The sequence below is a fragment of the Halomonas sp. MCCC 1A13316 genome, from assembly GCF_014931605.1.
Classification (GTDB): domain Bacteria; phylum Pseudomonadota; class Gammaproteobacteria; order Pseudomonadales; family Halomonadaceae; genus Halomonas.
Genome location: NZ_CP053382.1, coordinates 2,246,588 through 2,261,886, shown reverse-complemented (window position 1 = coordinate 2,261,886; position 15,299 = coordinate 2,246,588). Strand labels below are relative to the sequence as shown.

The window sequence follows — 15,299 nt, the reverse complement described above, 5'->3', positions numbered from 1 at the left end:
CTTACAATGGACCGGCGCCTGCCGCATCTGCCTAGAAGGAGTTTGACATGCCCGAAGCGCGTCCCTCCGAGCGACGTCCCATCGTGCCCGATCCGGATTCCAGCCTGACAAGGCCGCGCCGTCCTTCACAGCCTCAGCCACGCCTGTGGCCCCTCAAGTTTGCCGTACTGCTGCTTCTGGCCATGCTGCTCGCAGTGTCGTGGCTGGGTTGGCAGGAGCGCGCCCGCTTGATGACCCAGGTGCAACAGATCTCTGCCGAGATGTCGAATGTTCATGCCCGCTTCGATGCGGAGGAGGGACGTGGCGATCGCCTCGAGAACATCGAGTCGCGCCTCACCTCCACGGAGAAGCATACCGAATCGATCGTGGCGCGCATGGCTGGCTTGGAGGTCGAAGTTCAGCAGGTCGGGGAAGGGGACGCCTCCCGATTCGAGGCGCTCGATGAGCGCGTCGACGACGTGTCGTCAAGAGTCGAGCGGCTCATGGAGGAGGCCGAGAGTCGTGATGCGTTGCTCGCAGCGATACGCACTTCCCTCGACTCGTTGGAGCGCGCCGGCGACGAGGGCCGCGAAGCCCTGGCTACAAGGATCGAGACGCTGGCCGAGACCAACGAGCGCCGGCTTGCCGAATTGCAATCGCAACAAGATGAAGTGGCACAGCGACAGCAGAGCGTGAGAGCATCGTTCGACGAGCGACTCGAGGCCATGGACCAGCGCTTCCAACAGCTCATGGGGCAGGAGCTCGCAGCCCTGGAGGAGAGCATGGAGACACGCGAAGCGGCACTCGATGAGCGCCTTGATGCCCTGTCCGCCGAGATCGAGGCAACTGCCGAACGCAGCGATGCCTCAGAGGCCGTCGACAGCCTTCGGGGGCGCTTGACGTCGATGCAAGCCGAGTTGCGAGAGCTGCGTCAGGAGCAGCTTTCGCTCAGCGCAGGACTGGAAGCCCTGCGGTAATTTTGCCTGGCCCCGCCATGGGCCGAGCAAGAGTCAAGTCGGGAAGCCGTGAATATGGGAATAGGCGTGATCTCACGCATGGGGGCGGCGGCCCTGTGTCTCGGCATGGCGCATGGAGCGCTGGCACTGGAGGCACGTATCGACGGACTTGAAGGCGATGTTGCCGACAACGTCCGCTACTACCTGGGTGACCTGGACGCTACCCAGTACGACCGCCGTCGCCTGGAAGGCGAGGCGGTACGTCGCACGCGCGAAGCCGTGCGGGTGTATGGGTACTATGAGCCGCGCATACGCTCACACCTCGATGAGCAGGATCCACCGCGCTACGTCAGTCTCGACATCGATCCCGGCCCGCGCGTGATCATCGAGACTCTCGATGTCCGACTCGAAGGCGAGGCTGACAGTGACGAGCCCTTCCGCGATACCGTTGATGCCTTTCCCTTGGCGAAAGGCGATCCCTTGGTACATGCACCCTGGGATCGCATGCGTAGCCGGCTGGCCAATCTCGCCCTAGAGCGCGGCTATTTCGACTGGTCATTCACCGACCGGCGCATGGAGGTGCGGCCATTCGACGAGAGCGCCAGGCTCTACCTCACCCTCGACAGTGGCCAACGCTACGATTTCGGCGACATCGCGATTCGCGGTAACCATATCGTCAAGGACCGGTTGCGCAACATGGCCCCGTTCGAGCCAGGAGACCCTTACCAGGCCGGTCAGGTGGCGCTCTATGCACAGCGCTTGGGTCAGACCAACTGGTTCAGTTCAGTCAGTGTGCGTCCTCGGCTCGATGCCCGTCGTGAACTGGCCCTGGCGCCACCCACGCTGGGCTGGTGGAACCTGGTTGAAACCGAAGGCGATGCCGCGCTTCCACAGGCTCCGTCTTCACGTACGGCAATGCACACCGGACCCCGGCTCACGGCCATGGCGCTGTCCTCCGTCGCCAGCCTGAATGTGCCCGAGCGTCCCGACATGCCGATCGACGTAGTGCTGGCACCGGCCGACCGGCACCAGTTCGAGACCGGTATCGGCTACGCGACCGATGTTGGGCCGCGCCTGCACTTCGGCTGGAACCAGCCGTGGATCAATCGCTACGGGCACAACCTCGAGCACGAATTTTTCATCTCTCAGCCTGAGCAACACCTGACCGGCACCTACCTGATGCCGCTGGATAACCCGTTGCGCGACCAGTACCGCATCCAATATGGCTTGCGTCATCGCGACAACGAGGATACGCAATCCGACGAGGCGACCGTCGAGCTTGCACGGCGCTGGGAGTTTGACAACCGCTGGGTGCAGACCCTGTTCCTGCGTGCCACCTACGAGGACTTCAAGCAGGGTGGGGAGGACGAGAGCGTCTTCCTCTACTACCCGGGGGTGAGCTGGTCACGGACGCGTACCCGTGATCCCCGTTTTCCCACCTGGGGTGACCGTCAACGCATCACCCTGGAGTACTCCGATACGATCTGGGGCTCTGACGCCGACTTTCTGCGCATGACGGGCAATACCGAATGGATACGCATGTTGGGCGATGATCTGCGTTTCGTCACCCGGCTGGGGCTGGGCGTCATCGAGACCAACGACTTCTCTCAGATACCCCCTTCGTTGCGCTTCTTCGCCGGTGGTGATCGTTCGGTCCGAGGTTACGGCTACGAGACCTTGGCGCCACGTAACGAGGAGGGATTGCTGCGCGGTGGACAGCAGATGCTGGCCGGCAGCGTCGAGATCCAGCGGCGCGTGACCGGCGACTGGTGGGGAGCGGCATTCGTCGACAGCGGGGACGCCTTCGACAGCTGGTGGCCGGAAGCTCTCAATACGGGTGCCGGACTCGGCGTACGTTGGATCTCTCCGGTCGGGCCGGTGCGTTTCGACATCGCCCACCCCTTCGATGACGAGGAGAACTCGTGGCGCCTGCACTTCGCCATCGGCCCGGAATTTTGAGTATGCGGCGTCTGACCCTTGCCATCCTGAAACTGCTGATCGTGCTGCCCGTGCTGACGTTCGGCGTCGTGATTCTCGGGGTCGGCCTCGCATTGTCGCCCTGGGGCGCCGGCCTGTTGCTCGAGGAGGGCGCCAAGCGCGGCTTCTATCAGTTGGAACGCGTCGAAGGAGCGCCCCTGGATCACCTGGTGTTGCATGGCTTCCAGGTCGAAGCTGGCCCCGCTGAGATTGCTGCCGAGCGACTCGAGCTGTTCTGGTCGGAAGACTGTCTGCTGCGTGGCCGGCTGTGTATCGAGCGCCTGGCCATGCAGGGTGGTCGAGTCCGGTTGCAGGAGGCAGAGGAATCGACCGATCCAGTCGAACCGGCGCAAGCCAGCGACCCATTCCACCTGCCGCTTGCCTTGGAAGTGCGTGAACTGGTGCTGGAAGATACCCGGCTGCAGCTGGCCGACGGTACTCGTGTCGAGCTGGCCCAACTGGATACGGCGGCCCAGGCGGAGAACTCCCGACTGAAGCTGGAAGCTTCACGCGCCGAGGGCCTGCGCGTGGTTCTGCCGGCCGACAGCCAGGCAGCGCCTGAGGTGACGGAGGAGACGCGAGAAGCGAGAGAGCCGATTTCTCGCCCCGTGCTGGAAGCACTCGACGAGGCCCCGCAGGAGCTGGCCCCATCGTTCCGCTTTCCGCTCGATATCTCGGCGCCGGAACTCGACGTTCAGGATGTCGAACTGCGGCTTGCCGATGGCACGCGTATCGCCTGGGACGTCCTTCATACCGGCATCGAGGCTGAGGGAGAGAAACTGACGCTGCTGCCTACGCGGCTGACTCAACTGCAAGTCGCCATTCCGCCACCCGGAGCGGCCCGGCTGGCCCTGGAGGCAACGAAAGACGCCGCCGTGTTGAGCGAGCAGGCTCTCGCTGCTGCCGAAGCCGTGGTGGCGCCTGCGCGAGACACGGCCGAGCCCGAAGTGCCGCTCGGACAGCGTGAGCGTATCGCGCTGCCCGAGGTCATGCTGCCACTGACCGTGTCGGCGCCGCGCATCCATCTCGACGGCATCGAAGTGCGTGGCCCGGTGGACTACGATCTGCGCCATCTTACTCTCGCCTTCGAGGCGAGCGGCCAACAGCTGGAGATCGCCGCGCTGGACGTCGCCAGCCTGGATGCCGATGCCAGTTTGACCGCTCGGATCGAGCTGCGCGACGACTATCCGCTCGAGGCGCGGCTCGAAGCCGCCCTGTGGCTGCCCGAGCTGATGCCCGCGCTGGCCGGACAACGCCTTGACCTGAAACTGGACGGCAGCCTGGGCGAGCTGAGTGCGCAACTCGACGCCCACGGGCCTGTGGATGCGAGCCTGTCGGCCCAAGCCGATGTACTGGACCCCAGTGTGCCATTCAATGCCTCGCTGCAGAGCGAACTCCTGCGCTGGCCGCTGCCAATGGCCACGGAACCGATGCAACAGGATGAGGCGCTTGCCGAGCCGTACGTGGTCGAGGATCTGGAACTGCGCTTGTCGGGTAGCCTGGTCGACTACAGCGCGGCGCTGTCGATGCGCCTGGAGGGACCCGACATTCCCTTGACCCGGGTTGCCCTAACGGGGAGCGGCGACTTCGAGCACTTCGCCTGGACGCCGCTGTCGCTGAGTCTCGGCAATGCCTCGATAGTCAGCCGCGGTCGGGTCGAGTGGCAGGATGGGCTCGACGTCGAGGCCACGGCGCGGCTCGACAATGTCGATCCCGGGCTGTTTACCGATGCCATGGAAGGCCGTCTCGACGGCAACTTGGACATCGCCTTCAGCCAGACTCCCCAAGGTTGGCAGTTGCGCGTGCCGCGGCTGGCCATCGACGGTGAACTGCAGGAGCTTCCGCTATCGCTGCGCGCGCGCCTGACAGGAAACAGCGACATGCAGTGGCAGGTCGAGGAGTTCGATTTTCGCCAAGGCAACAACCGCATCACGGCGAGCGGTGCGATTTCCGATAGCCAAATGGACCTGAGTGGTGATATCTCACTCACCGAACTTGGCAGCCTGCACGATGAGCTGAGCGGCAGCCTGACAGGGCGTTTCCGCACCGAAGGCTCTCCCGAGAAGCCAAGACTGGAACTCGACCTCGAAGGCCGCGAACTGGCTTTTGCCGACAACCGTCTCGAGACGCTGCAGCTCAGCGGCAGCGTGGAGGGCCTTGACGATCCCGAGCTCGACGTGGAACTCGATATCGAACGACTGGTCGCGGGAGGACAGCGCTTCAGCGATGTGTCGCTGGACCTGGCGGGACGCTTGTCATCGCACCGGGCCGAACTCACCGCCATTGCCGGGCAAGGCATGCCGCTGACGCGGGCGTCACTGGTACTCGAGGGTGGCCTTGATGCCGAGCGGCAGCGCTACACGGGACGTATCGACCCGCTGGAAGTCGACGGCGATTACGGCGAGATTCGCCTCGCTGAGTCGATTGAATTCAGCGCCGACCTGACGAGCGGTCAGGCTCAGGTAGAGCCGTTCTGCCTGCGCCGCGAGCAGGGCGGTCGTGCGTGCCTGAAGGAGCCGCTGCAGGCCAGTGCCGAAGAAGGACAGGTGGCCCTGACGGTACGCGAGCTGCCCATGGAATTGCTCGATGAATGGCTTCCCGAGGATTGGCGGGCCAGCGGAGCGAGCGAGCTGAATCTCCAGGCACGCTGGCGGCAGGGTGGGAGCCAATGGGACCTCGAGGCGGACCTTGGCAGCGAGCTGAACCTGGAAGGAGTCGACATCTACGGCCAGCCATGGTCGATGCCCGATACGCGCCTGAACGCGCGGGTGGACGCCAGCCAGGCGCGCACGGCGCTGGAACTCGACCTGGAGCTCGGCGACGCCGGCCGCCTCGACCTCGACATCGGCCTCGACGACCCGCTGGGAGCCGGTGAGCTGAGTGGCGTGCTGGTTCTCGACGGCCTGGACCTGTCGCGCTATCGCACCCTCGCCGAGGGGCTCGACATGCTCGAAGGCGTTGCCGCCGGCCGGGTCGAAATCTCTGGCACACGGGACAATCCGAGCCTGGACGGTGCGCTCGAACTCACCGGCCTACAGGCCTCTGGCCTCGACGTGCCGTTGATCGTCGAGGATGGCCGCATACGCGTCGAGTTCAATGGCGATAGCGCTCGGCTGATGGGTTATGTTGCTAGCGATGAGGGGCGCCTGGACATCGATGGCAATGCCAGCTGGCCATCTCTCGATGAGTGGCGTATCGCCGTGGACCTGGATGGCACCCGGAGCCCGTTGCTGGTAAGCCTGCCCCAGTTCGGCCGCCTGCGTGTCGCGCCCGAGATCGCCGTGCGGATCAATCCGCAGGAGCTTCGGGTGCGTGGCGACGTTCAGGTTCCCTGGGCCCGGCTGGAAATCGGCGAAGCCCCGCCGGCGGCCGTCACCCCCAGCCCCGACGAGATCATCATCACCCGGCGTGACGAGGCGCGTGCTCAGCAGCGCGACGAGCTCGAGGCGACCGCGGGTAACGACGAAGCGGCCGCGGTGGCCCTGCGCGAGGCGGGGATGCGCCTCGATGTACGAATCGACCTCTCGCTGGGGCCCGACATGAAGTTGGAGGCGATGGGGCTCGAGACCGACCTGCTTGGCACCCTGCAGGTACGTCAGCAGGATGGGCCGGTGCAGCTGTTCGGTGACGTCAGCCTGACCGACGGACGCTTCAGAGCCTTCGGCCAGGATCTGCTGATCCGCCAGGGGGAGCTGTTGTTCAGCGGTCCTCCCGACCAGCCGCTGCTCGACTTCGAGGCGATTCGCAACCCCGATGCCACCCAGGATGGCGTGGTGGCGGGGTTGCGCGTGACCGGCTTTGCCGCCGAGCCGACCCTGACGATCTTCTCCGAACCGGCCATGGACGAGGCGCGGGCGCTCTCCTACCTGTTGCGGGGCCGCGCCCCGCGAGACGGTGATGCCGATGGAGCGCTGACATCCGCACTGGTCGGCCTCACCCTGGGACGCACCGGTGGCGCCGTTGGGGCGATCGGGCAGGCGTTCGGCATTGACGATCTGGCGCTTGAGACCGCCGGGGCCGGTGACGACAGTCAAGTGGTGGTCAGTGGCTATCTGACAGAGGATCTGCGCATCAGCTATGGTGTCGGTATCTTCTCGCCGATCGCTGAACTGACGCTGCGCTATACGCTGTGGCGCAACCTGTACGTACAGGCCGTCTCGGGCGCTGCTCAGGCCGTTGACCTGGTGTATATCTTCACCCGGCCGGGCGATCCACCGAAGCTGGACGAGGCACCATGATTCGACCGTCCCAGGATCGACGTCGCGGGTCCGCAACCGTATCCATCCACAGGAGAAACGTCATGATCATCGAGCCTTCCCATGCCTTGCCGGGTCGCGATACGCCAGTGCATGTCTCGGGCGTGCATGCCGTCAACGGCCGCTCGATACTGTCGCCCTTTCCCGAGGGGTACGAGACGATCGTCTTCGGGCTCGGTTGCTTCTGGGGCGCCGAGCGCCTGTTCTGGCAACTGTCTGGCGTATACGTCACGGCGGTGGGCTATGCCGGCGGCGTGACGCCCAACCCCACCTACGAGGAAACTTGCACCGGGCGCACCGGCCATGCCGAAGTGGTGCGGGTGATTTTTGATCCTCGGGAGCTGGATGTCGAGGCGTTGCTCAGGGCGTTCTGGGAGGCGCATGACCCGACCCAGGGCATGCGCCAGGGCAACGATGTCGGCAGCCAGTATCGATCGACGGTCTATACCACCAGCGATGCACAGCTCGCCGCAGCGCAGCGCAGTCGCGATGCTTACCAATACTCGCTGGCCCAGGCCGGGCGAGGGCGTATCACCACGGAAATCGCGCCGCTCGACGACTTCTACCTGGCGGAGGAGTACCACCAGCAGTACCTGCACAAGAATCCGGGTGGCTACTGCGGCCTGCGGGGAACCGGCGTCAGTTGTCCGATCGGCTGAGGTTGCGAACCATGGCCGATTGCCACGATGCGCCGGTATCGGCCCAGCAGGCGAGTTCGTGAGCCAGGCGTCGCGTAAGCCATGGCTGCAGGCGGCGGTTACGCCACTCCATGAAGCCGACGTGGCCGCCGTGGTGGGTGATTTCCAGGCGCACCGCATCAGCTGGCTCGGGTAATCGCTCGAACAGGCCGGCGGGCATGAAAGGATCATCGTCGGCGTGCACGATCAGAGTGGGCAGCTCGACCTCGCCAAGTAGGCGCCCGGCGGAGGCTCGGCGATAGTAATCGGCGGCATCGCAGAAGCCATGCAGCGGCGCAGTTACCGCATCGTCGTAGCCGCGCAGACTGTCGATTCGCGCCAACGCATGGCTATCCAGCGCCAAGGGCAGTTCGCCACGTGCGAGACGAGGCGCGACCTTGCGTTTCAGCGCATTCAGCAGATGGCGTTCATAGATCCGTGAGAAGCCTCGATGTAGCCTCTCGGCACTGGCGGCGAGATCGAGTGGTGCACTGATCACGATCGCGCCGGCGAGGTCGAGACCGCCGCCACCCTGTTCGGCGACGAGCTTGAGCAGCATGTTGCCGCCCAGCGAAACACCGGCAGCCACCTTCAGCGCCTTGGGGTAGCGCCGCGACAGTTCGCTTATCAGCCAGTAGGCATCGGCGGTGTCGCCGCTGTGGTAGGCGCGGGGCAGGCGGTTCGGTCGCTTGCCGCAGCCGCGGAAGTGCATCAGCAGCGCTCTCCAGCCCATGCCGCTGGCCGTTGCCAGCAGCCAGCGAGCATAGGGCGACTGAAACGAACCTTCGAGGCCGTGGAACAGCACGAAGACGGGCGCTTCCGGGTTCGCAGGGGCCGGCTGGATCCAGTTGAGTTCCACGAAATCGCCGTCGGGTAGCTCGAGAATCTCGTCAGCGTGCGTAAGGCGGGGCCTAGGCAGCAGGCGAGGCAATAGCGTCTGTACGTGCGGGCTGGTCAGCCCGCGCGGGGGAGTGAAGCCGGTCTGCTGCCGCCGTTCGCGCATGGGTCACTCGATGTCTGCGGTCAGATTCCTGGCTGCGTTGGTCGTGATACTCACGTTATCCTCCATGCGAATGCCGCCATGGGGGGCCAGGCGCTCGATCAGAGCCCAGTCCAGAAACCGCCCGGCGGGAGCAGACTCTAGCGGCTCGAGCAGCATGGGAATGATGTACAGACCAGGTTCTATGGTGACCGCCATTCCCGCTTCCAGTTCCCGTGTCAGCCGTAGTGCCGGATGCTCGACAGGCGGTGGCAGGGGAGTGCCATCGCGTGCGGCGCGGCCGGCCACGTCGTGAACCTGAATGCCGAGCAGGTGACCGAGGCCATGGGGGCAGAAGGCGCGCGTGATGCCGCTTTCGACGGCGGCCTCTGCGGAGCCGCTGACCAGTTCGCTCTCCACCAGCAGCTCGCCGAGCAGGCGATGCATACGCTCGTGCAACTCGACGAAGGAAACGCCGGGAGAGACCGCTGCGATCAGGTGCTGCTTGATGTCGTGCATACGTGCGACCAGGGCGACGAATAGCGGATCAGCGTTGGCTCCCGGCCAGGTACGGGTGATGTCGGCGCAGTAGCCGCGATAGCGGTGGCCCGCATCCATCAGCAGGCTGTGTCGCTCGCGGGGCGCTTGCGTGTCGTAATGCTGATAATGCAGAACTGCGGCATGCGAACCGATGCCGACGATATTGCCGTAAGGCAGTTCGCTTTCACGCTGGCGTGAGGCCTGAAGGTAGGCCAGGTGAATGTCGAGTTCACTGCCTCCCGCCAAGAAGGCTTCCCGGGCGGCGCGGTGGCCGAGAACTGCCATGCGATTGGCCTCGCTCAGGCAGGCGATTTCATAATCGGACTTGCGTACGCGACCTTCGTCCAGCGCAGTGAGCAGGGCGGGTGGGTTGAGCTCCGCCCCGAGTGCGGCGGCCGTCGCGGCGGAGACATCGCCGATCACGGCAAGACGACCGCCGGCGGCGATGGGGGGTGCCTCATCGAAGCGTCCGGGAATAACCTCGAGTCTTTCGGTCCAAGCCTCGTCGGGAAGCTGCGCCGGCAGATGCCAGAAGTCGTCGGGAGCATGCAGGTAACAGCTAGGCCGCCGGCCGGGGTGTACCAGCAGCCAGCTGTGCGTCAGTTCGGCCTGGCCCGTCCAGTGCTGGAAGTGGCCGTAGCTTTGAAAGCTGGCGTCCTGGTCGTCACCGAAGTGGCGGGTGGGGCGACCGCTGTAGATCAATATCCGGTCGTAGCCCTGGTCAGCGAGCACGTCGGCGTAGCGATTCTCGAGCGCGTCGAAGTGACGCGTCTGCAGAGCATCGAGGTCGAGGGTCATGATTTAACTCCGGTTCGGAAGATCAAGCGGTCACATCCGCCGAGAGACTTTCCCAGAAGGTGGCCACCGCCGAGTGCCTGCTTTCGGCGCGGCGATAGAGGCGGATCTCCAGCGGAACCTGCCAGCGTTCGCCACCGGCCGCGACCAGGGTACCGGCGGCGAGCGCTTCGCTCACGCTGCGCCCAGGCAGCCAGCCCAGGCCATAGCCCAGGCTGACCAGTTCACGAATATTATTGCTCTGGATGCTCTCGTTGAGGATGCTGAAATCAGGCGTTTCACCGAGATGGGCCAGATGGCTGCGAATCATTGCGTCGAACAAGCCGCGCGGATGATAGGCGATCAGCGGCAGCCGGGCACCATCGTCCAGCTCAAAGCGCGGGCGCCCATCCGCTTCCGGTAGCGAGACGGGAATCAGGCACTCCTCCCCGAGCCGACAGGAGACGAACCCTTCCGTCTCGGGCTCGATGCCACAGGGCGTGCGCGGCCAGTAGCAAAGCACCAGGTCGCACTCCTCGCGCGATAACGCCCGAAAGTAGTCGTCGACCAGCCAACTGGTGGCGCGCAGGTAGGGCGTCACCGACGGCGGTGCCGACCACTGGCCGAGCCATTCCGGCACGAAGTGGGCGAGCAGGCTTTGCGGCGCCGCCAGGCGAATACGCCCGGCCTGTTGTTCAGCGAGCTGGATCAAGCGCCGACGGCTCTCGGCGACCCGCTGGGTGATATCGTGGCAAAGCCCCAGAAACTCCTCACCGGCGGGTGTCAGCGACAGCGGCAGCGTCTGACGGTTGATCAGCGTCGTGCCCATCTCCTCCTCGAGCAGTTTGATGCGTCGCGAGAAGGTCGGCTGGGTGACGTTCTGTTGCTCGGCGGCACGCGAAAAATGGCGCGTGCGGGCCAGGGCGATGAAGTCTTCCAGCCAGCGTAGTTCCATGTTGTCTCCCGAGACAGGACGAGTACCACTCTCACATTGTAGCCAGAGGCATCATCGCATCGTCTCAGACGAGACGTCCCTCTTCGATGGCGTGGCAGGCCACGTGGCCGCCGCCATCGCGGGCGATCAGCGCCGGCACTTCTTCGCGACAGCGCGCGTTGGCATGCGGGCAGCGGGCGTGAAAGACGCAGCCCGAGGGCAGGTTGACCGGCGTGGGTACTTCCCCCTTGAGACGGATGTGCTGGGGGCGATCGTCCTCGAGCCGCGGAATCGCCGACATCAGCGCACGGGTATAGGGATGGCGTGGCGTGGCGAACAGCGTCGCCGTGGGTGCCACCTCGCACACCCGGCCCAGGTACATCACCGCCACGCGGGTGCCGAAGTGCTCCACCACGGCGAGGTCGTGGGTGATGAACAGATAGGTCAGGTTGCGTTGCTGCTGGGCATCCATCAGCAGATTGAGCACCTGGGCCTGGATGGAGACATCGAGCGCCGAGATCGGCTCGTCGGCGACGATGAATTCAGGGTCCACGGCCAGTGCCCGGGCGATGGCGATGCGCTGCCGCTGGCCGCCTGAAAACTCGTGACCGTAGCGCGTGCCCCAGTCGGGCGCGACGCCGACCGAATGCATCACCTCGGCGACCTTGTCAGCCACCTGCTGGCGATTCCAGTCGGGATGGTGCAGGCGGATCGGCTCCTCCAGGGTCTGCTGGATGGTCATGCGCGGATTGAGCGATGCATAGGGATTCTGAAAGATCATCTGCATGCGCCGGCGATAAGGCATCAGCGACTTGGTCGATAGATCGTCGATGCGCGTGCCGTCGTAGTGGATCTCGCCACCGGAAGGGTGAATCAGGCCCATCACGATGCGTGCCACGGTGGACTTGCCGCACCCGGATTCGCCGACCACGCACAGCGCCTCGCCGCGGCAGATGTCCAGGTCGATGCCGTTGATGGCATGCACGAACTTCTGCTCACGTACCAGCTTGCCGCCTTTGAACTTGAGCTGTTCGAGGAAGTCGCCGGAGAGTGAGAAGCGCTTCTCCAGGCCGCGGATCTCCAGCAATGGCTGACTGGCGTCGGTGGCCGGCGCCTCGTGAGAGCGTGCGATTGCTGTCGCTGTCATCGGGTAGTCTCCTCGGCCGGAATGCGTTCGCGCTCGATCATCTCGGCGACCATGTGGCAGGCCACCTGGCAGTTGCCGGAGGCGACGAATTCGGGCACTTGGGAGCGGCAGGCAGGGCGCTCGCTGCCGTCGGGGCGCCGCGTGAAGGCGCAGCGTGGATGGAAGGCGCAGCCGCTCGGCAGGTTGTCGAGCGAGGGCATGCTGCCGGGAATCTGGTTGAGCCGCTCGCCCGGCGTGGCCATCTGTGGCAACGCGTTCATCAACCCCTGAGTATAGGGATGCTGGGGGTCGTTGATGATTTCGCGGGTCGGGCCCTGTTCGATCACCCGGCCGGCATACATCACCAGCATACGCTGGGTTACCTGGCTAACGACTCCCAGGTCATGTGTAATCAGGATCAGGCCGACGTTGTGCTTCTCGCATAGCTCCAGCAGAAGCGCCATGATCTCGGCCTGGATGGTGACGTCGAGCGCCGTGGTGGGCTCGTCGGCAACGATGATGTCCGGATCGAGAAGCAAAGCGATGGCAATGATCACCCGTTGCCGCATACCGCCGGAGAGTTCGTGGGGGTACTGGTCGAGGCGCGCCTCGGGAGAGGGAATCTGCACCTGTTCGAGCTTGCGCAGGGCGATGGCTCGCGCCTCGCGCCGAGCGATACGGCGATGAGCCTTGAGGCACTCGATCATCTGCTCGCCGATGGTAAGCACCGGGTTGAGCGTCATCATCGGATCCTGAAAGATCATCGAGATGCGGTGCCCTCGGATCCGGCGCAGCGCACGATCACTGAGCCCGGTGAGTTCCTGACCGTCGAAGCGTATGCTGCCGCCGGCGATGTAGCCGGGCTTGGAAATCAGATTGAGCAGACTGAACGCCGCCACCGACTTGCCGGCGCCGGATTCGCCCACGATGCCCAGCCGCTCGCCGCGATCCAGGCTGAAGCAGACGTCGCGCAGCGCCTGGACGTCGCCGCGGCGCAGGGCGAAGCGCACGTCGAGATTGTTGACTTCGAGAAGTGACATGGGTGTCTCCAGAATCCGTCGTCAGCCCTTGTACAGGCGCGGGTTGAGCACATCGCGCAGCCAGTCGCCGAGCAGATTGATCACCAGTACCAGCAGCACCAGCACTGCCCCTGGCATCAGTGTGATCCACCAGGAGCCCGATTGCAGATAGTCGAAGCCCGACTTGATCAGCGAGCCCAGCGACGGGTGGGTCTCGGGCATGCCCAGCCCCAGGAAGGAGAGCGCCGCTTCGGAGATGATGGCATTAGCCACCTGCACCGTGGAGATGACGAAGATCGGCGACAGGGTATTGGGCAGGATGTGGCGGAACATGATGCGCCGGCTGGAGAGGCCCATGGTGCGCGCCGCATCGACGTACTCCTTGTTCTTCTCGGCAAGCACCGAAGCGCGAACGGTGCGGGCGTATTGCGGCCACTCAGCGAGGCCGATGATCAGCACCAGCAGCGGCACGGCGTAGGAGCTGAAGATGGCGCCGCCGAAGATTGCCTTGACCAAGGCGCCTACCACGATGGCGACCATTAGGGTGGAGAAGGAGAGCTGGATGTCGGCCAGACGCATCAGGAAGGCGTCGATACGCCCACCCAGGTAACCGGCCATGAGTCCGAAGCAGACCCCCAGAATCGCCTGCAGAGCCACGGCGCCGAAGCCGATGATCAGCGAGACACGCGCACCGTAGAGAATGGTGGAGAGCATGTCGCGGCCCTGGGCATCCGTGCCGAGAATGTAGGCATCCTCGCTGCCGGAGATCCAGAAGGGCGGCAGCTCCGAGGCGAGAATATCGATCTGCGCCAGATCGTAGGGATTCATCGGCGCCAGCCACGGCGCCAGCACGGCGGCGGCCACCATCATGATGAAGACCAGCAGGCTGACCTGGGCGATCAGGTCGCGCTTGAAGCTGTAGAGGAGGTATGAATCGCGGAAGCGCTCCCAGCGGCTCGTTGTGGGAGGGCTCTCGATGGCAGAGGGGGTGGTGGTCATGCGGGTTTCCCTGTCAGCTTGACGGTGGGGTTGACCAGGCCATAGATCAGGTCGACCAGGGTGTTGGTGATCACGAAGATCAGCCCCACGATCATCAGATAGGTGATGATCAGCGGAATGTCGGAGCGGTTGATGGCATTGAGGAACATCAGACCCATCCCCGGCCATTGAAAGACCGTCTCGGTGAGGATGGTGTAGGCCACCAAGGTGCCGATCTGCACCCCGCCCACGGTGATGACCGGCAGCATGGTGTTCTTGAGCGCGTGCAGAAAATAGATGCGGCGCAGGCGGATGCCCTTGGCGCGGGCGAACTTGACGTATTCCGACTGCAGTACCTCGAGCATCTCGGCGCGAATCAGCCTGATGAACAGCGGCAGCATGATCGAGGCCAGCGAGATAGCCGGCAGAACCAGGTAGGTCAATCCCTTCAGCGAGGCGAAGTTGGTATACCAGGTACCGAAGACATGCACCGGGTTGCCTCGGCCGTAGGCCGGCATGCCGCCCTCGGTGGTGATCAAATCGTTGAGCCAGTTGCCCCAGGCGGTATCAGCGGGGAAGGGCGCCCAGGTCATGCCGATGGCGAACAATTGGATCAGCACGATGGCCGTGAGAAATACCGGTATCGAAATGCCGACGATGGAGACGCCCATGAAGAAGCGTGACAGCCAGGCCCTTGGCTTGATGGCGCTGTACACGCCGATGGGGACCGACAGCACGATGATCAGGAAGGTGGATGCCGCAACGAGCTCCAGTGTGGCCGGCAGGTGGCGAAGGATCACCTCGGTGGTCGGCTGGTTGAAGATATAGGAGTAGCCGAAATCGAGCTGGGCGGCATTGACGGCGAAGCGCAGGTACTGGACCAGGAAGGGGTCGTTGAGCCCGAGCCGCTCGCGCAGCTCCTCGCGCTCGCTCTCGGGCACCGACTGACCGACCATCTGCTGGATGGGGTCGCCGAGACTCTCCTGGATGGCGAAGGCGATCACGCTGATGACGAACATCACCAGCAGCGCATGAAAGAGGCGCTTTACCAGAAAGGCGATCATGGATGGCGTCCTATGGGCAACGCGGGATGGCACGCCCGCC

The 15,299-nt window shown here is 64.5% G+C and carries 11 protein-coding genes; 4 read left to right on the top strand and 7 right to left on the bottom strand.

Features of this window, described 5'->3' with window-relative positions; genetic code table 11:
• Positions 1-47 precede the first annotated feature (47 nt).
• From HNO52_RS10460 to msrA, 4 genes are all read left to right on the top strand, one after another.
• On the top strand, positions 48-956 hold the full coding sequence (locus HNO52_RS10460) for a coiled-coil domain-containing protein (RefSeq protein ID WP_197565276.1): 909 nt from the start codon (positions 48-50) through the stop codon (positions 954-956).
• A 66-nt stretch (positions 957-1,022) separates the two neighbouring features.
• The gene (gene tamA / locus HNO52_RS10455; protein ID WP_332107631.1) at positions 1,023-2,894 is read left to right on the top strand and encodes an autotransporter assembly complex protein TamA; all 1,872 of its coding nucleotides are present in this window, start codon (positions 1,023-1,025) and stop codon (positions 2,892-2,894) included.
• 2 nt (positions 2,895-2,896) lie between these two features.
• On the top strand, positions 2,897-7,150 hold the full coding sequence (tamB, locus tag HNO52_RS10450) for an autotransporter assembly complex protein TamB (protein ID WP_197565275.1): 4,254 nt from the start codon (positions 2,897-2,899) through the stop codon (positions 7,148-7,150).
• Positions 7,151-7,212: 62 nt separating this feature from the next.
• A complete protein-coding gene (msrA, locus tag HNO52_RS10445) occupies positions 7,213-7,827 on the top strand; it encodes a peptide-methionine (S)-S-oxide reductase MsrA (protein WP_197565274.1) in 615 nt (204 codons plus the stop codon).
• On the opposite strand, the gene HNO52_RS10440 is transcribed toward msrA, so the two are convergent.
• From HNO52_RS10440 to HNO52_RS10410, 7 genes are all read right to left on the bottom strand, one after another.
• Positions 7,808-8,848: a hydrolase gene (locus HNO52_RS10440; RefSeq protein WP_197565273.1), complete on the bottom strand. Its 1,041-nt coding sequence runs from the start codon at positions 8,846-8,848 to the stop codon at positions 7,808-7,810. The two genes, msrA and HNO52_RS10440, sit on opposite strands and share 20 nt — an antisense overlap.
• A gap of 3 nt (positions 8,849-8,851) precedes the next feature.
• Positions 8,852-10,162: a Xaa-Pro dipeptidase gene (pepQ, locus tag HNO52_RS10435; RefSeq protein WP_197565272.1), complete on the bottom strand. Its 1,311-nt coding sequence runs from the start codon at positions 10,160-10,162 to the stop codon at positions 8,852-8,854.
• A gap of 22 nt (positions 10,163-10,184) precedes the next feature.
• Positions 10,185-11,093: a LysR family transcriptional regulator gene (locus HNO52_RS10430; protein ID WP_197565271.1), complete on the bottom strand. Its 909-nt coding sequence runs from the start codon at positions 11,091-11,093 to the stop codon at positions 10,185-10,187.
• Between the two features lie 64 nt (positions 11,094-11,157).
• Positions 11,158-12,219 (bottom strand): ABC transporter ATP-binding protein, encoded by a 1,062-nt coding sequence (locus HNO52_RS10425; RefSeq protein WP_197565270.1) that lies wholly within the window; start codon positions 12,217-12,219, stop codon positions 11,158-11,160.
• Entirely contained in the window at positions 12,216-13,238 is a 1,023-nt protein-coding gene (locus HNO52_RS10420) for an ABC transporter ATP-binding protein (RefSeq protein WP_197565269.1), read from the bottom strand. The genes HNO52_RS10425 and HNO52_RS10420 overlap by 4 nt, the downstream gene beginning before the upstream one ends.
• 21 nt (positions 13,239-13,259) lie before the next feature.
• Positions 13,260-14,216 carry an ABC transporter permease gene (locus tag HNO52_RS10415; RefSeq protein WP_197565268.1) on the bottom strand — a complete coding sequence of 319 codons (957 nt, stop codon included), beginning with the start codon at positions 14,214-14,216 and terminating at the stop codon, positions 13,260-13,262.
• Complete coding sequence (locus HNO52_RS10410; protein WP_197565267.1) at positions 14,213-15,259, bottom strand: ABC transporter permease; 1,047 nt, start codon at positions 15,257-15,259, stop codon at positions 14,213-14,215. Before HNO52_RS10410 ends, HNO52_RS10415 begins: the two co-directional genes overlap by 4 nt.
• Between the last annotated feature and the right edge of the window lie 40 nt (positions 15,260-15,299).